We start from the raw sequence: 21,201 nt of genomic DNA on the forward strand, positions 1-21,201 counted from the left end.
CGCCGGCCGTTTGCCGAATCCGCTGCGTATCGCCTGCAATTCGACGCGATCGGCTGCGGGCGGGCCCGAAATCGACGCGAATTGCGCAATTTGGCTTCCGATAATGGTCCGGACACAACGCAGCTGGCCCGTGCACCGCGCGGGGCAGCGTGACCATGGAGGAGTCGATGCAATTCACGCAAGCGATCGTTCGCCGTCCCGCGCCGTCCTGCGGCGCGGGTCTCACCACCGCCACGCTCGGCGCGCCCGACTATGACAAGACGCTCACGCAGTTCCACGCATACTGCGACGCGCTGCGCGGGCTCGGCGTCGAGCTGACCGAACTGCCGCCGCTGGACGCGTTCCCCGATTCGCATTTCGTCGAGGACGTCGCCGTCGTCACGCCCGAATTCGCGGTGATCACGCGCCCCGGAGCGCCCGCGCGGCGCGGCGAGACGGTGCACATCGAAGCGGCGCTCGGCGCGCATCGCGACCTGCTGCCGATGCAGGACGGCCGTCTCGACGGCGGCGACGTGATGCTGGTCGGCAAGCGCTTCTATATCGGCCTGACGGGCCGCACCGACGCCGAGGGCATCGCCGCGTTCGAATCGCTGGTGTCGCGCTACGGCTATTCGGTCGTGGCAGTGCCGGTGGGTGCCGGCCTGCATCTCAAGTCGGTCGTCAACGCGCTCGGCGACGACACGCTGCTCGTGACCGAGGCGCTGGCCGCGCATCCGGCGTTCGCCGACTATCGCCGGATCGCGATTTCGGCCGCCGACGAATACGCGGGCAACACGCTGCGCGTGAACGGTACGCTGATCACGCCGGCCGGCTATCCGCGCGTGCACGACGCGATCGGCACGCTCGGGCTGCCGCTGCACGTGATCGACACGAGCGAGTTCCGCAAGATGGACGGCGGCCTGACCTGCCTGTCGCTGCGGTTCTAGCCGATTGGCGCGCGGCCGCTTCGGCCGGATAATGTGGCCCCCGCGCGGAAAGGGACGAAACGCTCCGCGCACCAGCCACGACCCGACCGGAGCGAACGCGGATGACCGACAAGAAGATGCAGTTCGACAAGATCGATCTCCGGATCCTCGACATCCTGCGCACCGACGGACGGATTTCGTACCGGAAACTGTCGGAGCTTGTGAACCTCACGCCGCGCCCGTGCCAGGCGCGCGTGGAGCGGCTCGAGGCGCTCGGCGTGATCGAAGGCTACCGCGCGGTGATCAAGGCGCCGCGCGCGACCAAGCCGATCGTCGTGATCGCGCAGATCGTGCTGGCCGATCACGGGCGTTCGCAGGCGCCGTTCGAAGACGAGATGCGGACCAATCCGGCCGTGCTCGATTGCTGGCTCGTCAGCGGCACGTTCGATTTTCTCGTGCGGCTCGCGTGCGAGGATCTCGACGAATATCGGCGGATCGCGAACGTGTGGCTGGAAAGCCCGCGGTTCCGGATCGAGAAGATCGTGACGACGGCCGAGCTCCAGGCGATCAAGCGTAGCGTCGTCTGACGCCGCAGTGTGCGTCCGGGCCGCAGGCATCGAACGCGCGACCCGGCGGGCAGGACCGGTTTTCGATGCGAATAACCGGGCCGATCGATTGGTATTCCGAATCAATTCGAGCGGCCCGAATCCAATCAGGGTGAACACTATGGATGCTTTGCAAGCGGCAGGGGAGACACCCGCGCCGTCCGGGACGGCGCTCAAGCGCCGGCTGCAGAGCCGCCACATCGCGATGATCGCGATCGGCGGTTCGATCGGCACGGGGCTGTTCGTTGCATCGGGGGCGTCGGTCGCGCAGGCGGGGCCGGGTGGCGCGATCGCCGCGTATATCGCGATCGGGCTGATGGTCTATTTCGTCGTCACCGGGCTCGGCGAGATGGCCGCGCTGATGCCGGTGTCGGGTTCGTTCGCGATCTACGGCGAGAAATACGTCGACGCGGGCTTCGGTGTCGCGCTCGGCTGGACCTACTGGTACAGCTGGGCCGTGACGATCGCGATCGAACTGGTCGCCGGGCAGATCGTGATGCGCTACTGGTTCCCGACCGTGCCTGGCATCTGGTGGGGCGCGGGCTTCCTCGTGCTGATCTTCCTGCTGAATACGCTGTCGGTGCGCGGCTTTGGCGAATCGGAGTACTGGTTCTCGCTGATCAAGGTCGTCACCGTGGTCGCGTTCATCGCGGCCGGGCTGCTGATCGCGGCCGGCCTGATCGGGAACGGGCATCCGGTCGGCTTGCGCAACTTCAGGACCGACGACGCGCCGTTCGTCGGCGGCGTGCACGCGATGATGAGCGTCGCGCTGATCGCGGGCTTCTCGTTTCTCGGCACCGAGCTGGTCGGGATCACGGCCGGCGAATCGGAAAACCCGCGCAAGACGATCCCGCGTGCGGTGAAGCAGATCTTCTGGCGGATCATGCTGTTCTACGTGCTCGCGATCTTCGTGATCGGCCTGCTGGTGCCGTACACCGATCCGAACCTGCTCAAGAGCGACGTGACCGACATCGGCGTGAGCCCGTTTACGCTCGTGTTCAGTCATGCCGGCTTTCGACTCGCGGCCGACGCGATGAACCTGGTGATCCTGACGGCCGTGCTGTCGGCCGGCAATTCCGGTACGTATGCGGCCACGCGGATGCTGCACAACCTCGCGGCGGAAGGCCGTGCGCCCGCGATGTTCGCGACGCTGTCGCCGGGCGGCGTGCCGCGCAATGCGCTGTACGCGACGATGGCGGTGGGCGGGCTGTGCTTTCTCACGTCGCTGACCAACAACCAGCGCATCTATCTGTGGCTGCTCAATACGGTCGGCATCACGGGCTTCATCGCGTGGCTCGGCATCGCGGTCTGTCATTACCGGTTCCGCAAGGGCTTCCTGAAGCAGGGCTACCGGCTCGAGCAACTGCCGTACCGCGCGAAGTGGTTCCCGTTCGGGCCGCTGTTCGCGATCGCGATCTGTATCGTGATTTCGCTCGGGCAGGACTACCAGGCGTTCTTCGCGACACGTATCGACTGGATGGAAGTGCTGTCGATCTATGTGTGGATCCCGCTGTTCGTCGCGATCTGGTGGGCGTATCGCCGCGCGCGCAAGAGCCGGCTCGTGCGGTACGAGGAGATGGATATCGGGCCGTGGCTGACGCGGTCGGTCGAGGCCGTCGACGCGACGGCCACGCGGCACGGGCAGCCGCGCTGAGCGTCGGGTGGTGAAAGCGCGGTGATGGGGCCGGCTCGCGCACCGCAGCCGGCTGTGCTGAAGCGGGCGCGAGTCGGGCGAGGTCACGCGGTCCGACCTCGCGGCGCGGCGCTCGACGGCCGTGTTTCGGCGCGAGGCGGATGGCCTGATCGTATGGCGCCAACTGCACGAGACGCCGGACGGCGCCTGAACCGCCGCTACTTGTCCAGCTCCGGATAGTGCCGGAAGATTCCCATGTCGTTGAACGGAATGCGGCGCTCGGACTCGAGATAACGCGCGACGCTCGGATGTTCTGCTACGCGATCGTGCAGGTCGACGAGCCCGGCGACCTTGCGCTCCGCGCGCTTCGTCGCCTTCGGAAACGCGTAGCGCAGGCCTTCGATCAGCTGGAATATCGACAGGTCCGCGTAACTGAGCGCGCTGCCGGCGATATAACCGCTCTTGTGCGGATTCTGTGCGAGCACGCGATCGAAGTAGCCGAGAAATTTCGGCAGCCGGTGCGCGAGGAAATCGGCCGCGCGCTCGGCGGCCTCCGCCTTCTGGTCCTCGTAGTAGAGGCCGCTGCCGATCGGGTGGTGCGTGTCGTGGATCTCGGTGACGAAATCGGCGACGGTCAGCTGGAGCTGATGTACCCACAGCCGCCCGGCTTCGTCGTCGGGCGCGAGCCCCAGCCGCGCGCCGAGAAACAGCAGGATATTCGCGGTGTGCCCGACGACGACGTCGCCGGCCTTCAGGAACGGCGGCGCGAACGGCACGCACTCGGCTTTCGTGCTGTCCATCATGTGCATCATCGCCGACACGCCCATGCCACGCCCCGATTCGCGCGCGACGTCGACATAGTCGGCCTCGGCCGCCTCGAGCGCGAGCCGCACGTATTCGCCGCGGCCCTGGATCTCGGGCCAGTAATAGAGTTCATATCGCATGCTGTTCTCCAGTCCGGTCGATGCGGCGAACGATACGCGCATCGCGATGGCGGGGAGGGCGGCCGTGCGCCGCCCGTTGCGAATAGACAGTCTAGGGGATCGTGCTGGAAGTGCGGTGCCTGCCGCGCGTCATGCGCCGCGCTCGCCGCGTTCGCCGCCTTCCGGGCCGTAGAAGAACACCCAGGTCGAGAAGTCGTCGGAGAAGCCGACGAAGCGGTGCGCCGCGAACGCGGGCACGAACAGCACGTCGCCGGCCGCGACGCCGCATTCGCGCCCGTCGACGACGAACCGCGACGTGCCCGCGGCGATCACGTAGACCTCGTCGCGGGTATGCGGCGTTTGGAGATCCTCGCCGCGCGGCCGGTACAACTCGATGTCGAGCGTGCCGTGGCGAAACAGCGTCGTGAACAGCGTGCCTTCGTCGTCGAGGTGGGCGAGCGATTCGTTGATGCCGAGCTTCATCGTCATGGGCTCCGGGTCCGGATCGTGGGGATGTTCAGACGTGCGTCGTCCCATCGTATGCCGGAATCCGGCCCGGTGTGAACCTCGCGATCGCGAGGGCGTCGCCGCGCCCGGTGCGTCCCGTGCAAAACCTGAATAGATCCGGATACAGGCCCCCGATTAGAAACGAATACAACGGGTGATTCCATTGTTTACAAAGGACTTTTGACGCTGACCATTATTGCAAATAGTAGTGCGCGAACGTGAAAATTACCGTTCGGTTCAGTTGATGCATTGCACTTGATTATTTGTGGATACAGACGGTGCTGAAGTCACGCCGAGCACGGCTACGGCTAGTTCTGGCGGGCGCAGTCGTCCGTGAAGGCACTGTCCGCCAGTGTTTCCCGTGCAGCAAAGCTCCGGTGTGGTCGCTTCGCCGGTCAGGCTCTCCCGCGAAATCGATTCTCAGCAGCTCTCGCCGCTGCCGCCAAGGGGTCGTCGTCCACATGCACGTCGGAATTCGCTGCTACGTTCGTGAGCGGACTCCTATCCCGATCTAGCCGGACGACCGGTGGCGGTAAGCCGTACGCGGCCCGTTCTCGTTCTGTATGTTCATGGTCCCGCACGGCTGTACCGTTCTGTTTTGCCTTTGTAAGCGTTGGGCCCACGGCTCCGGCATAGACGTTTCCACGCCCATATTCGATAGCGTCCATTCCTTCCTGCTGCGTCGATTTCAGCTTGCCAGCGGCCTTGGAGCGTTTTACGACGAGTGGATCTTCCTGTATCGACTCGTCAAGTAGTGTGAGCACTTGTTCCGGCCACGTAAGTTTGCCGAAACGACGTAAATCTTCTGCCGTCATTTCGATGTCAAATACGATTCTGTCCTCGCCTCGGCAAAGCAGTGTATTTGAATAGAGGCCTGTTTGCTTGATTTCCACGGTTAGCGGAGGATTCTTTCCTGGCAACTTTGCGTGTTCGTTCGCAATCTCTTTGAGCTCGTCCGACGAATAGTACGCACCTTTGTACCTGATCCTGCCATCGGTGCAGGTCACCGGCGTCCACGGCAGGAAGATGTCGTAAACCTCCGCCGCGGTACGTACCCGTGCAGCTTCTCCATCCCTGCCGCGTTCTTGATGATAATTATGAATTTCGACAGGTGTGATACCCACACGAGCCCTTCGCATTTCTGCAGTGCGGAGGCGCTTCTTATTGGCCGTCAAATTAATGTGGTTGATTGTCTTTAGTAACAATCGCTCGAAATCGTCCAAAGGCATAGGGCGAGTCCGTTGTCTGATGCGGCGCTTGATTTTCTCAATTAGGCTGCGATCCCTCGTGTATCCCTGGAGGGTTTCCTGGGCCATGAGATAAATCATTGTCCTGTTCAACCGCTCGACCATCGATTTCAAGTCGCCCCGACCTCCGGGCGGATTGAACATGATGCCACCCAAGGTTTGGGTGATGGGTTTCCGGACGCGCTTCGACTTGCCTGGGCCGTTGTCCGTGAAGACGCCGTCTATGTTGCCGTGCACGAGACCTGGCAGAGGGGTAAGTCCTCGAGACGCAACGTAGTCGTCCTTGGGGAGCAGTGCCGACACAAGGCATCGCAGGTATCCGTCCGCGCGTTCGCCGCTGACGCAAATCTCATATCCCCATACGGCGCCTGACAGGCGCGAAACAGCGAAGATGACCCAGATTTCGATAGGCTGGAGCCTTTTGTTCACCAGCGCCCCGACCCTGAGTTTGGGTTTGAACCCATCCATATCCAGTATTTCGAGGGCCCCTTGGGTGAGGTCGCTGGAGTTGCCCGCTCTCGGGGCAATGTACTGTTCGTTTGCGTCGCGACCGAGCCGCCTTTCCAGAAATCCATGCTTCTGGACGATACTCTTGTAGTGGTACAACATGCAGCCGTAGCTCGGCCGGTTCCAGGCTGGCATCCCCTTATAGTCTCGGTCGATCATCCGTCGATGAGTCTCGGCTAGACTGAGTTTGTTGCCGACCCAGTCAATTTCGAGCGCGGTGGTCATGCGAGCGATGTCGCGATGGTCGGTGCGTGTACCGCGACGGAAAGTGGTGCTGCCTCTCGCTTCCGCTCGCGCTCGGTTCAACATTTCATGATTCGAAAGTCGTCCCGGCTTGCACGCCGGCTCAGGTCGCTCCTGTTCGGGGCCGCCGCGCAACGGAGACAGCGTGAGCAATGCGTGAGAACCGCCGCCGTACCATAGGAACCGTGTGAGCAGCTTGATCAGATATGGCCTGAATCCACGGCCCTTTTCGAGTTCTTGGCCGAGTTGCCGTATTCGCTCGTTGAGCAGCTTTGTGTCGAAAAAGACATAGTCGTTGACGATATAGTCCGTCTCCCGCCCATCGCCCACCGGATCCACCATGATGAGGGCGTTGATGAGCATCGTGCGCTGGTCGTACCCATTGAGCATGCTCGGCGGCACCTTTGCTAACGGTGCTTCCATGCAACGTGGGCGAAGGGGTATTGCGACTGGACTTATTCGCTCCAGCCAGTCTTCGCGGTCAACGGCAACAGACTGGGGCATCCTCGACGCGGGTGGCCTTTTACCCAGCGTAACAGTCTGTGTGTAGAGCAGTCGTCGATCAGGTTGCCATGCCACTGGAATATATGCAGTGGCTGGATCTTCGCCGGAGAGCGAAAAAGGTATATAGCGCCCGAGTCCCGCAGGCCACGTCGCGTGGTGGATCTCCCTGAGCCTAGCGACCAGTACATCGCTGGCCACGGAAGGCGTGATTTGCTTTGTCTGCTGTAAATTGCTCATGATTTGTACTCGAGAAGGTGTAGCGGCTTGTCGAGGCGCAGTTCTTCGCTATGGTCTACGTAGAGGTAGCCGAAGCAAGCGGCGATGGCAAAAAGTTCGGTCGCCCAGTGAGATGTGATGCCGAGGTATCGGGCGTGACGACGAAGAATGTCGCCCAGCGTGCCTCTGCGCGAATGGCTGAGAAGCCGCGCGGCAAACTCTGCGGCTTCATCTTGATGAGGCCACACATCGACATTCGCAACCCAGGTTTGCATGAGGGCATGGTTACCCCATGCACGACGACTGAACTGATCTCCGCGCAACAATTGCCATGTCCAGTTCCGCGCGTAGCATGCATCGCGTTCTCGCTGCTGCTCGTGCCATGCTTCTTTGTCGAGGCTAGCTTTCGCGTCCTTGATGGAAACACCGTGATAATGCAGACGGTTGTCGGGAGGGAGCACCAACGTGAGCACAATGTCCACGGACATGATGTCAGAGCGCAGCATGTTTTCGCCTCGAAGCCGCGCACGGTTGTAGGCGCCTTGATCGTAAAACGGGTACTGTTCTCGGACATCGACCACATACGGGTTGAAGTTGAACGAGTATATCGCCCGCATTTCGTTGCCAGAGAGCGCATCGTGCGTGCGTAGATGCTTGACGCCCCCAAAGCTTGAGCGGGTGGCCATATTGATGTCGGAAGCGTCTAAGATCGGCTTGTAGTTCTCCCCATGAAAGACACCAAATTCATCGCGTTGTGGTAACTCGACGTGTTTGGGTGTCACGAACGGCAGGGGAAGATCAAGTACGTTCATATTTTTTGCTCCGCTTCCAGAGTCTCTGTAGTTCGTACAGGGACATCTCGTCGACACGATCAGCATCGGCCGGAGAGTAAGCGACGAGCTTGCCGGCACGAATTGCTGAACGCACCGCTCTGCGATGCCATGTCAGTGGTGTGTCGACATACTTCTGCAGGGCTGCCGCCGCCGTGGGAAGACGTGTGTAGATGTAGTTGTAGCTGACCGCCGTACTATGACCTTGCTTCAGTCGGGATATAGAGAGGTGAATCAGCTCATCGGCCGCCAGAAGTTCCGCGCGACGTTTCTCGATATGCGCTGTCAGCGATGTGTCGAGCTCCTGCTCATATTGTTTGCCCTCGCGCGTCGGAATTGCGCTTACCCCATGTGCTGCGAGGCGCTCGCGCGAGGCAGCCAGCCCGTGTGGCCAAGGCAGCAGAGACACTAGCTGGGTATGGTTTAGGTGCGGGTTGGCGTCACGGAGAGACACATATAAGCGGCATGTTTGCGGAAGGAGTGCGATTGATTTGGAAAACGAGTGCTTGCGTTCGGCTCTCCGCAGGTGTGGTGGTCGCGGTCGATAAGGCCGGGCGCCAGGTTTCGGCGCATTGATGGCCGATACGGTGGTGCGGGAGTATGGCGACTGAAGTGCACATTCGGCTGCATCCCAGGAGCCAAACAGCGTGACGAGCATGAACACTGCATGAAAGGGATTGCGTAGGGATTGCTCGCCACGAAGTGCGCGTGAGATAGCCAGGCCTTTGAACGGAAACTGGATATTCGTGGCAACATCCCTTTGTGCCGGGGGGGAGAGGATGTCGTGAACTCGATGCCAATTGATACCCCGGTGATCGACGAGGCCTCGCTCCCGCGCCTGTTCGTGAAACAGTTCAGTTATATACGGTTCGTCGACATTGGGTAGAAACTCAGGATCGAGGAACCTTGACCATCCCCTACATATATCCAATTCAATAACCTTGGCACCGCGCGTTTTTACGCTCGCACGTGGCTTCAGCGATCCTCCGCAGACACAGGTCGCTTGCGGTGTCGTTAGCGTAATGGAGTACCCGTGACCGTGTGTACAGTTCTGGCAGAACTCATAGACAGGCGTACCGTGCCGGGAGCAAAAATTCACGTTTCGCATCAGAAAGTCCCGGCGCCAGAATGGTTGCCCGGTGGGTGATATATCTTCCCTAAGACATTGCAGGCAGATTCCAAGACTTCCGTAGGGAGAGGCGCGTATGTTCCCAAACCCGATGAGTAGCGTCGAGTTGACGGACGCTAGCCCGATGTGATTCTCGCGCAGTTTATGCACGTCTCCTCGAGGGAGGAATCGACAGAATGCGGGTAGGAGTGTGTTCCAGGCAAGGACATCTTCGAGGGAGCCAACATACTCGCCCAATACTTCGACTTGATGTTTGAGTTTGCTCGGGAAAATCCAGGAGACGTGATGGTTGCCAGTCAATTGGCGAACCAGTGAAGTGTGAGACAAATAGCGATGCGTGCTGAGGTAGCCGGCGTACGCTTCGCCTTTGCAAATGGATGAGAGGGCGAACACACCATGCAATAGATTTTGTTTGTCCTTGGATGACATGTCAGGTTTCCTTTGTGAACGACATGCGCCGCATTGCGTGTTGGTGAAATCAGCTGTCGAGCAAATTCACCGATGACTGGGTCTCATGTGTTTGGGCGGCTGGTGCGCCAAGCATTGACGCGTGTGGTAGGTGTGAACATTCGATTTGCTCAAGTGCAGTCAACAGTACGGCGACCGCCGTCGGATGATGCGCACACTTCAGCTGTTGCAGGCGGCGCACTACTTGTCGAACGAGCGTGATTTGAAACAGCCAAGCATTGAGCCTGCCATCCTCGAAGCCGTCCGACAGCACGGCATTGATGTCGTGTGTCAACGCGGTTGCCTTGAGTACGCCGTCGTCAGTTAGGTATCGACGTTCGAGCAGGAGTGATTTGACTTCATCAAGCGCGCAGTAGCAGTCATTGCTCGTAAGTAGTCGCATGCAGACATTGCTCAGGTGCATACTGTTGCGCTGACGAGCCTGGTTGCCAGTGGTACACATTCTGAATTCGCGTGCACTGCATCGATCTGCAAGATATAGCGGACAGCCATGCAACGGGCATCGCGACAGGAATGGCAGGCAGTGGAAGGTCAACGAGCAGTACCGTCCTGTTTCCGTGCGTGATTGGCGGACACATTCGGGGCACGAGAGTCCATATCGATTCTCAATCCGCAGCGGTGCCGGTATGGCAGGACACGCCACATGGTTTCTGCCCGTACCGCACACCTGTGCCGCGAGTGTTGCAGCCAGCGGAGCGGGCAGGGAACTCGTATAGAACGGGTAAGCAGTTCGTCTCAGGAGAACCTGTTCGGGCTCGCCGTAAGCGCCTTCGGTGAGCGCGCAAAAGCGCGTCAACCGGCAGGGGGCAGTTTGCAGCAGTGGCGAATGCAGGTAATACGCGTGCTCTGCAGCAACCTGGATGACGCGGTCGCATGTCGTTGTTGCCAGAGCTTCCAGGAGGCTAAAGGCGGTCTCGTATGGGGCCGCGGCATAGAGCGTTCTCAGCATGATAGTGATCCGTTAGCGCAGTTGAGGCATCGGATGTGCTGTCGCGAGTTCTGCGAACGAGAGCCAGTCGGCATTGCGAAGGAGGCTTGAGGGGCGAAACGAGCCTCCCTGGCGAATCAGACGGACCGCGTCGAGGTGGGGCAAATCCAGTTCGAGTGCCTTGCGGCCGTACTGCATGAAGATCTCGGCAGTACATGTCGTGAGCTTGAGCGCTGACAGTTGAAGCGCGATGCTGGTCAGTGCTCTGGCTAATGCTCCTGGATAACCGAGCGTCAGGTCGTATGCGGCATCGGGCAGCCATGAAGGCATTGAGTGAATGCCGACGATGCCCAACGTGTTTTCGAAGATGCTTTGGCAAATATCGATCCAGTACGGGTCACGCGGGCTCCGACACGGGGCGATTTCGATCAATTCGCCTGCCGTGAGGTCGCTTGCAGCACCAGGTAGCTTGCCAAGTCCGGTCGCGGCAGCCCCGGCTGTTGCAACACAAAGTACCGGGATGCCGGTCGTTCGTGTGTACTCGCCTAGCGCATTCCAACTTGATTCGGCCGCCTTTGTGTGCGCGTCGTGACAATTGATTCGCTCGACGATGAGAACACCAAGGTTAGTCGCGACGCCTAGTGCGCACATCCACGGGAGGATGTCGCGCTCGCGAAACACGGGGCTGCGCGTGCGGGACGTATAGTCGGTGTTGAGGGCTGTGTCGATCGCCCCGAAGTATGCTTGCGCAAGTCCGGGCAACTTGCCGTCTATAGGCCAGTGAATGCGCAGTGACGGAAGCTGCAGGTACTCCGTGAAGCCCGTGCCGGCGGGCACTCTGACGACTTGCACGCCGTTTCCAATCACGGACTCGACAATGCTGGCGAATGAGCGTCGCCCCGAACGTACTGGGGCGGCTAGCAAGATTCCACGAGGTTGTGCGCGCGGGGCGATGGCAAAGCGTGAAGGAGCTTCGCGCCGCTGTCGTGCAGCAGTGTGATGCAGCAGTAAGTTCGCGCTGACAGCGTAGTCTCGGTATTTCGGGTCGCGCAGATCGCGATTCCGAAGCGAGATGCGGCCTTGGCAAATCACAGCCGTGAGGGCGCGTGCGAACGTCGCGTTAGTAACAAATGTATGGGATGCCTTATGCGCGATTATTTCATTGGTCGACCAGCCGGTGGTGTCGACAGATTCGCGGGACTCGGTTAGAGCCATCGCTTCCGATAGCTTTGGCACTGGCGGCATGCCAGCTAGGAGCAGGTTGCCATCGTCCAGACTCTCGTTAGGGACCGGATCGTTTGCGATTGGTGTGCGAGCGCGTGTCCCGAGCGTGCTGTTCATTTTTCACCTCCGGGCACGTCGTCAAGGCGTTGGCGAACCCGCGGGCGTCTTGCGATTCCATTGCTGAGCTGCACCTTGGATGCTTGATCTCCGACTGCTGGCCACCAGGCCATCAGCTGTTCCGATTCATCTGATGGTATGGGCGGTGCATCCGCGAGCATCGTCGCGGCTAGGCCGGAAGAAGGCTCGCCGCGCAGTCCTCTGCTCGAACGAGAAGCGAGCGCACATTGCGTGGGGCGGAGGTCGACGTGCAGATGGGATGCGCGCGGGTTGTGCCGGTACTGTTGACAGTGGCGTCCCCGGGAGGGGGGCGACGGTTTCTTGGCCATAGATCGAATGCTTTGTTTGGACGCGAGTTGACACCGCGCCCCGATCTATGGCACCCTACGCTCGCATGTGTAGTGCGTAGGTGAGCCTTTTCCGGGGCGCACCAGATCGATGCCCAGAGTTGCAGCTCTGGGCATTTTTCTTTGCAAGAGAGAACTAATTTTTGTCGGTAAATCGTAAGGCTAAATCCCTCTATTTGGTTTTCGCTTCACGCGAGTTTCGTTCCTACTTAATGTTGACGAAACCACTTATACTGCTATAATAATCCTTACCCGACCCTAGAATAGGGTGGGCAGTCGATACTGCCATATCATTATTGCGGCCGTCAAGCATTTGCTCGCTTGTCGGCCTTTTGGTGTTTGGTGTCGTATATCGTTTTCTGTGCCAGATCCATGCTTGGAGTCGTGGCTATACGACGGGATGGTGTGGCCATCCACCGGTAAGACCTCGATCTTCGCTTCCGTTTTTCTTGTGATTTATTGACGACTTGCCCCATGGTTCGGCAGCATGGTGTTGGTGGGCCGGCTCGAGATGGGACTCGCCGTATCTGCGCGACTCACAGAGCAGTTCAAAAGTGACGCTTTGGTCACAGTTTAATTTAGCTGGATACGTTCAAATTTCAAGGCTCCTGTGAGCGAGGCCAATATGTACTGGGCAGGATTGGCTTCCCGTGTAATCCGGGTCGCGCTAGCTCGAGAGGATTGCAGCTACGGAGAACTAATCGAAGCGCTGGCTGCGATCGACGTCCACGAAGACGAGCGTCCTCTTATCGCGCGTGTCGCGCGTGGCTCTGTCAAGTTCACTTTGCTCCTTCAGATCATTCGCGCAACAGGGGCGCGTCCGCCTGCCTTGTGGGATGAAGCACTTGCGTCGCAAAGTACCTGGGAGGCCCGTGCGCAGGCTGTTCTGGCGGCTGAGTTGGCTCAGCAACCGTGGGTTACTCCAGACGAATTGCTGCACCGTCTTGCAGTTGTTGGGGCGAGTACCACGTCAAAGACGATGATCTCGCATCTGTCAGCTGGAGACTTCTCGCTGACATTCTTTCTTCAGTGTATGGTCGTGCTCAGAAGCCAAAGCATGGACGCGTATGTTGATTCTCGTGCGCTCGTTTCGGCCGCGATGCAGGGGATCCCCCCTACAACGGAGTAGTTGCTCCGCGCCGAAGTTGCCTTGCCAATCGCGGGCCAATGGCTAAAATGAAACCGTATATTGGTAACGGTTTCGAATTGCTGGTAATTTGATTCTTCGATCTGGCAGGTCCGCGAAGAGGCAGAGTAATGACGACGCCGAGCGAGCGTACGGCTGCGGTGCTTAGGACGCGCGCGTTCCTCGTGGAGCTATCGAGGTCGCCGGCCGACACCATACCTCGAGACGTAGCGTCGGTCGCTGAGAGACTGCTACGCCACTATCCGGGTCTGGCCGACATCGAGTTGACGTGTGCGATGTATCCCGCGTGCTGGGAAATGCCGGTGTCGAGTGCGAAGCCAGGTCGGTGAGGCAGTTCGAGTGAAGCGTTCTGGCTCTTCGCTCGCAGCAAATTACTCTACTGTACGTTTGTCCTGCTGAAAGCTCTGCCGGCGCAGGAGGTCGAGATGCCGATTTGGAGACTGCCTTCCGTAGAGGAGGTGCCTGATGTCAGTCTCAGCAACTGGCGGATCTTTGAGACAGATGCCGGGACTCGGCATTTCGTCGGTGCCGATACTCTAGACTTTACTGGTCGTGTCAGTTCTGCGATCACCATTTTCGACCCCGTTACCTTGCGTGGCCAAACGCGCTCGGGGCGCGTTTATCAACTTGTCGGAAAAGGTGGCTGGTCGATCGATGCCGAGTACGTATGGAAAAGGTGGTGCGACGTGAACGAAGTGAGGTCATACTCCGACGTCACCTCAAAACTACTCGCCGAGGCCGATGTAGATGATCGTACCTGATGGTGCGCAAGCTGCCATTGTGGCGAGTTGCTGATCGCTTGGTTCACCATAGCCCGGTGCCAGCATTGTCCTATCCCGTTTGGACTAAATGTCGGCGACCAGACATGCGCACATAACAGCGCATGCGGGCAAGTCTTCATGCTCAGCCATGCAGCCGCGAAGACTGGTCGACGCGTTGGTATTCGAGGGGCGATGTGAACGAGGCTGGCTTTTTGCAAGCCGCGCTGATGCTTTGTGGCGACCACCGGTGTTCTGGCTAAGGTAAGGGCGGCCCGCGAAGCATCAGCGCTGACTGCGCGTTCAGTCTTGGATCAAGAAACGATTGCGGTTCTTTGCGTCCTTGATCCATGCCGGTGCGCGGCCACGGCCCGACCAGGTCGCACCAGTCTTCGGATCGCGATACTTCGCTTCTACCGGCGCTTTCGCTTGCTTAGCTGAGCGGGCGCGTCGCGCACCAAAGATATCTTTCTCGGTAATTCCATACTCAGCTACCTTGACACGGATGTCGTCGACGACGGCTTGGAACTCGGCTACGCGGGCGGCTTCCGCCTTTTCAGCCAGCGTGTCCATTTGGGCTTTCAACTCTTTATAAGTGGCCATGTGTTCCTCCTCTGGTTGTGTCGCGGACATGATAGCGAATCTGGCCGGAAGAAGGCGCACGATTGCCACTTGGTTGTGCTAAAGCGACGCATAGTTGGACAGCAATCAGGGGTCGACGCATTTCAGTCCATGGGTAGAATGACTCTGAGAGTCGACGTGTGTTGCCGCAGTGGCGATTCAACGCTTGCTGGCAAGAGGGCATCCATCGAGGCTGGCCGCTCACGTCGGCCGCGCTTCGGATCTTGGGCCCCCCTTTGGCGGAAACCAGCGTCAGTTCCTTTTCGAGGACTGGGAGGCTTGAAAGTCGCTCTTTTTCGAAAGGTTCCGAGGCGAATGCCGCATCAATCTAAAAACGCTAGAGCACACGCAGCAGCGAATCCCTGATGCTTGGCTGCAGCTCGATAAACATTCTGGGATACTTCGATGGAAGGCCCGGAGGAATGGGGGACTAACGGTCAACTGACAGCGCCACTCAACGAACTGGCTGAGGCGCATCTGCGCGCTGAAAGGAATTTTCAAGCGCCACCGCATGAGCGACTGTCCATTTCAGATCTCGTACAACGGTCACGACGAAGACTGAAAAAATCCGTTCATTAACTCAATCTCTGGGCCGGTCAGGTTTAAAAGTGATAGTGTTCAGATTTTGGATGTGAAAGTGTTGGGATGGGGTTTGCCATGTCAGGAAGATTGCGTGCGTCTTGTATTGTGTGAGCCGAAAATAGTGTCGTGACTACCTTTCTGGTAGTCCAATTCATGTTCGACGAGATTTTTCGTTTCCACATGGAGGTTGTATCTGGCTCGAATTTTTATTTTAAACCACACGATCTTCGGCAGATTCAGCGAGAAGATGGTCAAGCAATCGCTGAGATGTGGCGGATAGGGGTTCGTCGCGAACGCAGACAAACATCTGTCGGACTGCCCAGGGGTCGGAAAGCGGCACGAGACGCAAGTTGAGGACGCTCCCAAAAGTTTGAGCAGCTACGTTTGGCAATATCCCGACACCTAGCCCCGCATCAATCATCATGCAGATCGCTTCGAAACTTTTCACCTGAACACGAATCCGCAAGGGCTTGCCTTCGATCGCGGCCGCCTCTTCAAGCAACTTCAGCATTGCGGTATTGCTCTCGAGCACTACCAGATCAAGGTCGAGCAACTCCGTCAAGCTGACTGCCTCTTTGCCAGTCGATTGAGTGCGCGGCATGACTGCTACAAGATGGTCAACTTTGTACGGGTAGCATCGAATGCCTTCAACGGGATTTTCACCTGGAAATGCGACGCCGATGTCGGCGATGCCGTCTTGAAGGCCGCTTATTATTTCGCTACTGAGACGCTCCTGTACCTCGATTTTGATATCAGGGTTACTAATCGAGAAAGTTGCAAGAGATTTGGGAATGTATTGAGTCAGAGATGATGTGCTGGCAAAAAGCCGAATGACGCCTCGTAGGCCCTTTGCGTAGTCGGATAGGTCGGTTTTCAGCCGGTCGGCTTCGCGAAGCATCTGTCGAGCGTGGAACGCTAAGGCTTCGCCGGCTGGAGTGGGGGCCACGCCGCGTGAAGTTCTTGTGAGAAGCTTCACGTTGTACTCGTCCTCTAACAGCGCGATGCGCCGGCTGGCGGCCGAAAGCGCAATATGTGAAAGCTCTGCTGCTCTCGACAGGCTACCGCTTTCGACGGTACGGAGGAAAAGGGCGAGGGATGTGAGATCTGGCAGCAAGGTCGAATCCTCTGACGGGTGCCGGTCCATGAATTGCCCCGCGGGTTAGCGAACGGCAGCCGACAACCCTGATGGCTGCCGGAGTAAACACATTATCGTACAACCGCCTTTGATCCTGCGCCGTTTGCAAGGTGTCCTCTGCACTAGCTTGAAGAGACGCCCCAATGCAGCTCGAGCGCGGCGTGAGATGTTGTGTTGCCTGAAGCAGACGCTGAATCCGATCTCGCGATCGCTGGGTCTGCAGTAGCGATTGATTCAGGGGCTTGGGCTATGACTTTTGCTTTGATGCGTCGACCCATGCAGCGACAGACTCGACGATGTGTTTGTGCATGGCTTTTGCCGCGGGAGCCATGCCGCCCAGGCTCAAGGATGCCAGCACAATAGCCCGGCTCTCTGCCGGATAGAACGAGAAGACTTGCACTGAACTTCGATGGTTGAGCAACGCTAGCTGCGGCATGATGCTGACACCCAGTCCGCTTTCGACGATGGCGATGATGGCGGCGTCGTCAATCACCCGAGCGCTAGATTTGATCGAGACCTTGTGGTTTGTTAGTAGCTGCTGCGTTTCCTTGCCATAGCCTTCACCCTGCATCACGACGTTATGTTCTGCGAGTTCGGCCACTGTCATGTAAGCCCTGTTCCTCGGCTCGAAGCCAGGAGGCGCAATACATACGAGCGGATCTGCATAGAGCGGCGTCACGTCTAGGCCGGGTGCCGCGGGCAGGGTGATGAAACCCAAGTCAACCTTGCTCTTGATAATCCACTCTGCGACATCGTCATATCCTCCCTGTTCGATGACGACTTCGATATTGGGGTAGAGCTCGGCAAACGAACGGATGATTTTCGGTAGCCACATCACGCTCACGCTGCTGAATGCTCCGATACGCACCGTTCCCGATTCGAGTCCAAGAAGCTTCGCGGCTTGCTGTTGCAGTTTTTCGTTGCATTGCAGTACTTCTCTCACAGTAGGTAGCAGAGCTTCGCCTGCTGCTGTCAGACGAACCCCACTTCGGTTCCTCATGAAGAGCGCAAAACCTAAGTCCTGCTCGAACGAGGCCAATGCATGGCTCACCGCAGACGGTGACAAGTTCAGCTGGTGCGCTGCTGCTGCGAAGCTGCCCCGTTCCGCAATGGCTACAAAAACCTCATAGGCACCTAGTGACATGATGCTTAGTGAATCTTACTCAAGGATACATGAAATAAACTGAATCATTGCATGGAGGCTGGCCTTTCGGCAAGAGGGGATGGTGGCTACTAGCTTGCAATCACCCCGTCAGATAAGGGCCGATACTCGTTCCGTGGCTCATGGATTGGTATCTGTCACATGGATGAAAAATTTGCATCTTTGGGCAAATATAAGTCACTTTTTTAATTTGCCGGGTATCCATACCATTCGGTTGTAACAGGAGGCAGCGCCGGCGCGGCAAGCAATGAACTGCGGGGGCTGTTTCCGCTGCTTGATGGCGCAGACCAGCTCGTATGCAGCAAAGCATGTCTGTTGACGGTGCTGAGCTGGAACCAAGTGGAGAGACCGGTGACTGCAAATATTGAAAGCGCCAGAACATACGACTTTGTGATCGTTGGTGGCGGTTCGGCCGGATCCGTCCTGGCGGCCCGGCTGTCTGAAGATCCCAAAGTGACTGTCTGTGTGCTCGAAGCGGGGTCGAGCGACCTGCGCCCGTATGTTCGCATCCCTTCCGGTTTCGTGAAGGCGCTGACGCAACCGCGGATTACCTGGCAGTTCAAGACCGAGCCGTCTGAAGGCAGCGGAGGGCGACGGATTTCGACGACGCAGGGTCGCGTCATCGGCGGTTCCAGCTCGATCAACGGCATGATGATCGTTCGCGGTCAGCCGGGCGATTTCGATGGTTGGGCATCGCTCGGAAACCGTGGGTGGGGCTATGAAGACGTGCTGCCCTATTTCAATCGCTTCGAGCGATACATGGGAGCGGACAGCAACCGCTCGCGCGGTCATTCGGGTGCGATTCCGGTGACACCGATGGATTGGTTTCATCCGATCTCCGAGACGTTCATCGACGCTGCGGTCGCTGCCGGGCACAAGCGCAATCCGGACTACAACTCCGGGGACCAGGAGGGTGTCGGATACTTCCAGCGCACGATCGAGAACGGCTTTCGCGTCAGTGCGTCGATGGCATTCCTTGCACCTGCGCTCAAGCGCGGAAACGTCGAGTTGCTTTCCGGGGTCCGTGCGCAACGTATCGTCTTCAATGGAAAGCGTGCCGTGGGTGTTGGTTTCATTCGGCAGCAGGGTGGACAGGAAACGATCGTCAACGCACGCCGCGAGGTGATCGTGTCGGCGGGCACGGCGAACACGGCTAGGTTGTTGCAGATTTCGGGGGTTGGCCCAGCCGGCTTGTTGGCGGACCTGGGCGTGAAACTGGTCCACGAACTGCGCGGCGTTGGCGAGAACCTCGGCGACCACTATTCGGCTCGAATGGTCATGCGAGCGCGACGAGGCGCCACGACGCTGAATGAGATGGCGCGCGGCCCGCGTCTAGGGTGGCAAGTCATGCGTTGGCTTTTCAGAAAACCGAGCGTGCTGACGTTGACACCTTCCCAGGCGCACCTCTTCTGCAAGTCGAAACCCGACGTGGAGACACCGGACCTTCAATGCGTTTTTGTTCCCGGTAGCTACAAGGAAGGAAAGCACTACGTGCTTGACGACTATCCGGGCGTAACGGGCGGATGGTGGCAGCACCGACCGCTGAGCGTTGGTCACGTGCGCGCCCGGTCGACCGACGTATTCGAGGATCCGATCATCCAACCCAACTATCTTGCGCACTCGGTGGATCAGGAGGTCATGGTTGCCGGCATGAAGATTATTCGCGGACTGCTTCATTCGTCGACGCTGGCCCGGTATCTCGAGGAAGAAACGGTTCCCGGCGTCGACGTTCGGACCGATGAGCAGATGCTTGACTTCTGCAAGCACAACGGCTCGACGGGCTATCACCTCGTTGGGACTGCCCGGATGGGACTCAAGTCCGACTCAATGTCGGTCGTGGACAACGAACTGCGTGTTCATGGCCTGGAAAACCTGCGGGTCATTGACGCATCGATCATGCCCAGGATCACTTCCGGTAACACCTACGCGGCGACGCTGATGATTGCTGAAAAGGGTGCCGACCTGATTCGTGGCAAGCGTAACTTCGCCTGATCCCCCTAATTTTTATCGCAGGAGACGGCCATGGCCGATCTGAATCTCGACACGCATCTGTTCATCAAGGGTCAATGGGAAGAAGGCAAGAATGGTTTCCAAGCCAATGTCGACCCGGGAACGGGCAAGACGGTCGGCGTTGTGACGCTAGCCAACGCTGACCAGGTGCGGGCTGCACTGGATGCCGCAAACCACGCATTTCCCGCGTGGAGCGCGACGCCCGCGCATGCCCGGGGCGCGATACTCAAAAGGGCAGCGGTGCTGCTGGCGCAACGCATCGAAGAAATCTCCGCCGGCCTCCTGGTCGAGTCCGGCAAGACGCGCGCCGATGCGATTGGCGAGATTCGCCGTACGATCGAGACGCTGGCCTGGAATGGCGAGGAAGCCAGCCGCATCAGCGGCAAAGTGCATCAGGGCATCGTGGAGGGCAGCACGCGTCTTTCCCTGCCGACGCCGTTGGGCGTAGTGGTGGCGATCACGCCCTGGAATTTCCCGGCGGTGCTCGTCGGACGCAAGCTGGGCGCCGCACTGGCTGCCGGTTGCACGGTCGTCCTGAAGGCCTCTGAATTCACGCCGTATAGCGCGCGTGCGATCGTTCAAACACTGGTTGACGCAGGCTTGCCCGACGGCGTGGTCAACCTGATCTACGGTGAACCCGTAGCGCTTAGCAAGCAACTATTGGCGTCTCCCGTGGTGAAGGCCGTGTCGTTCACGGGCTCGACGCATGTGGGCAAACAACTCGCGGCGCTGGCGGCACCGAACCTGATTCGTCCGATCTTCGAACTCGGAGGTCACGCACCGGTAATCGTCTGGAGCGATGCGGACGTCGAGCGTGTGGTCGAGGTCACCGCGCCTGCGAAGTTCGGATCAGCGGGGCAGTCCTGTGTCGCGCCTACGCGCTATCTGGCACACCATTCCGTTCACGATGCGCTGGTCAAGGCACTGGTGGCGAAGGCTTCGACGTACAAGCTCGGGCACGGCGAAGCCGATGGCGCAACGCTGGGTCCCGTCGCTCACGGTGGTCGTATCACCTCTTTCCTTCACCTGATCGACGATGCCGTGACGAAGGGAGCCAAGGTCGAAATTGGCGGCAAGAAAGTCGATCGACCGGGTTTCTTTGTGGAACCGACGGTGCTGTCGTCGGTTTCGCGGGACTCAGAGATTCTGGTTGAGGAGCCGTTTGGCCCCGTTGCAACCGTCCAGTCCGTTGAGTCGGTTGACGAAGCGGTGGAATTGGCCAACGCGTCACCGTACGCGTTCGCGGCTTACGTGTTCACCGACTCCATCCGGGTTCGAGATGACCTGGTTGGGCGCCTGAATGCGTCGAACATCGGTGTTAACCAAACGGCGCCTTCGCTGCCCGACGTGGCGCTCGGCGGTCTGGGCAACAGCGGCTACGGGTATGAAGGCGGCACGGAAGGCGTGCTGGCCTACATGCATCTTCGACTGGTCAGCCAGTCGGCCGGCTGAA

The 21,201-nt window shown here is 59.1% G+C and carries 18 protein-coding genes; 8 read left to right on the plus strand and 10 right to left on the minus strand.

Translation table 11 applies throughout. The annotated features are described in order from the left end of the window. Positions 1–167: 167 nt before the first annotated feature. The 3 genes from AC1Z3W_RS05690 to AC1Z3W_RS05700 all read left to right on the plus strand — a co-directional run bounded on the left by AC1Z3W_RS05690 (position 168) and on the right by AC1Z3W_RS05700 (position 3,164). Positions 168–926 (plus strand): dimethylarginine dimethylaminohydrolase family protein, encoded by a 759-nt coding sequence (locus AC1Z3W_RS05690; RefSeq protein ID WP_057924143.1) that lies wholly within the window; start codon positions 168–170, stop codon positions 924–926. A 101-nt stretch (positions 927–1,027) separates the two neighbouring features. Continuing rightward, the gene (locus tag AC1Z3W_RS05695; RefSeq protein ID WP_057923946.1) at positions 1,028–1,492 is read left to right on the plus strand and encodes an Lrp/AsnC family transcriptional regulator; all 465 of its coding nucleotides are present in this window, start codon (positions 1,028–1,030) and stop codon (positions 1,490–1,492) included. A 139-nt stretch (positions 1,493–1,631) separates the two neighbouring features. Continuing rightward, positions 1,632–3,164, plus strand: coding sequence for an amino acid permease (locus AC1Z3W_RS05700; RefSeq protein ID WP_124832396.1), 1,533 nt, complete (start codon positions 1,632–1,634; stop codon positions 3,162–3,164). 197 nt (positions 3,165–3,361) lie between these two features. On the opposite strand, the gene AC1Z3W_RS05705 is transcribed toward AC1Z3W_RS05700, so the two are convergent. From AC1Z3W_RS05705 to AC1Z3W_RS05735, 7 genes are all read right to left on the minus strand, one after another. Further along, positions 3,362–4,087, minus strand: coding sequence for a glutathione S-transferase (locus tag AC1Z3W_RS05705; RefSeq protein ID WP_124832395.1), 726 nt, complete (start codon positions 4,085–4,087; stop codon positions 3,362–3,364). 129 nt (positions 4,088–4,216) lie between these two features. Then, the gene (locus AC1Z3W_RS05710; protein WP_483507831.1) at positions 4,217–4,549 is read right to left on the minus strand and encodes a cupin domain-containing protein; all 333 of its coding nucleotides are present in this window, start codon (positions 4,547–4,549) and stop codon (positions 4,217–4,219) included. A 419-nt stretch (positions 4,550–4,968) separates the two neighbouring features. Continuing rightward, positions 4,969–6,993, minus strand: coding sequence for a hypothetical protein (locus tag AC1Z3W_RS05715; protein ID WP_483507188.1), 2,025 nt, complete (start codon positions 6,991–6,993; stop codon positions 4,969–4,971). A gap of 314 nt (positions 6,994–7,307) precedes the next feature. Continuing rightward, positions 7,308–8,102, minus strand: a complete 795-nt coding sequence (locus AC1Z3W_RS05720) for a PDDEXK family nuclease (RefSeq protein WP_483507189.1) — start codon at positions 8,100–8,102, stop codon at positions 7,308–7,310. Next, positions 8,089–9,678, minus strand: coding sequence for a hypothetical protein (locus AC1Z3W_RS05725; RefSeq protein ID WP_483507190.1), 1,590 nt, complete (start codon positions 9,676–9,678; stop codon positions 8,089–8,091). The genes AC1Z3W_RS05720 and AC1Z3W_RS05725 overlap by 14 nt, the downstream gene beginning before the upstream one ends. A 49-nt stretch (positions 9,679–9,727) precedes the next feature. Next, a complete protein-coding gene (locus AC1Z3W_RS05730; RefSeq protein ID WP_483507191.1) occupies positions 9,728–10,666 on the minus strand; it encodes a hypothetical protein in 939 nt (312 codons plus the stop codon). Between the two features lie 12 nt (positions 10,667–10,678). Then, positions 10,679–11,986, minus strand: a complete 1,308-nt coding sequence (locus AC1Z3W_RS05735) for a hypothetical protein (RefSeq protein ID WP_483507192.1) — start codon at positions 11,984–11,986, stop codon at positions 10,679–10,681. Positions 11,987–12,958: 972 nt separating this feature from the next. On the opposite strand from AC1Z3W_RS05735, the gene AC1Z3W_RS05740 reads away from it, so the two are divergent. The 3 genes from AC1Z3W_RS05740 (at position 12,959) to AC1Z3W_RS05750 (ending at position 14,241) form a co-directional block, all read left to right on the plus strand. Then, a complete protein-coding gene (locus tag AC1Z3W_RS05740) occupies positions 12,959–13,462 on the plus strand; it encodes a DUF6471 domain-containing protein (protein ID WP_483507832.1) in 504 nt (167 codons plus the stop codon). A gap of 128 nt (positions 13,463–13,590) precedes the next feature. After that, on the plus strand, positions 13,591–13,809 hold the full coding sequence (locus tag AC1Z3W_RS05745) for a BPSL0761 family protein (RefSeq protein WP_483507193.1): 219 nt from the start codon (positions 13,591–13,593) through the stop codon (positions 13,807–13,809). Between the two features lie 96 nt (positions 13,810–13,905). Then, positions 13,906–14,241, plus strand: a complete 336-nt coding sequence (locus AC1Z3W_RS05750) for a hypothetical protein (RefSeq protein WP_483507194.1) — start codon at positions 13,906–13,908, stop codon at positions 14,239–14,241. Between the two features lie 300 nt (positions 14,242–14,541). On the opposite strand, the gene AC1Z3W_RS05755 is transcribed toward AC1Z3W_RS05750, so the two are convergent. The 3 genes from AC1Z3W_RS05755 to AC1Z3W_RS05765 all read right to left on the minus strand — a co-directional run bounded on the left by AC1Z3W_RS05755 (position 14,542) and on the right by AC1Z3W_RS05765 (position 17,720). Next, the gene (locus tag AC1Z3W_RS05755; protein ID WP_483507195.1) at positions 14,542–14,841 is read right to left on the minus strand and encodes an H-NS histone family protein; all 300 of its coding nucleotides are present in this window, start codon (positions 14,839–14,841) and stop codon (positions 14,542–14,544) included. 811 nt (positions 14,842–15,652) lie between these two features. Beyond that, positions 15,653–16,555 carry a LysR family transcriptional regulator gene (locus AC1Z3W_RS05760; protein WP_483507196.1) on the minus strand — a complete coding sequence of 301 codons (903 nt, stop codon included), beginning with the start codon at positions 16,553–16,555 and terminating at the stop codon, positions 15,653–15,655. Positions 16,556–16,823: 268 nt separating this feature from the next. Further along, the gene (locus tag AC1Z3W_RS05765; protein ID WP_483507197.1) at positions 16,824–17,720 is read right to left on the minus strand and encodes a LysR family transcriptional regulator; all 897 of its coding nucleotides are present in this window, start codon (positions 17,718–17,720) and stop codon (positions 16,824–16,826) included. Positions 17,721–18,089: 369 nt separating this feature from the next. Between AC1Z3W_RS05765 and AC1Z3W_RS05770 the strand changes: the two genes are divergently transcribed. Together AC1Z3W_RS05770 and AC1Z3W_RS05775 are read left to right on the plus strand one after the other, a co-directional pair. Next, positions 18,090–19,730 (plus strand): GMC family oxidoreductase, encoded by a 1,641-nt coding sequence (locus tag AC1Z3W_RS05770; RefSeq protein WP_483507198.1) that lies wholly within the window; start codon positions 18,090–18,092, stop codon positions 19,728–19,730. Between the two features lie 30 nt (positions 19,731–19,760). Then, on the plus strand, positions 19,761–21,200 hold the full coding sequence (locus tag AC1Z3W_RS05775) for an aldehyde dehydrogenase family protein (RefSeq protein WP_483507199.1): 1,440 nt from the start codon (positions 19,761–19,763) through the stop codon (positions 21,198–21,200). Position 21,201: the final 1 nt, after the last annotated feature.

The sequence above is a fragment of the Burkholderia sp. 10_S31 genome (assembly GCF_056930375.1).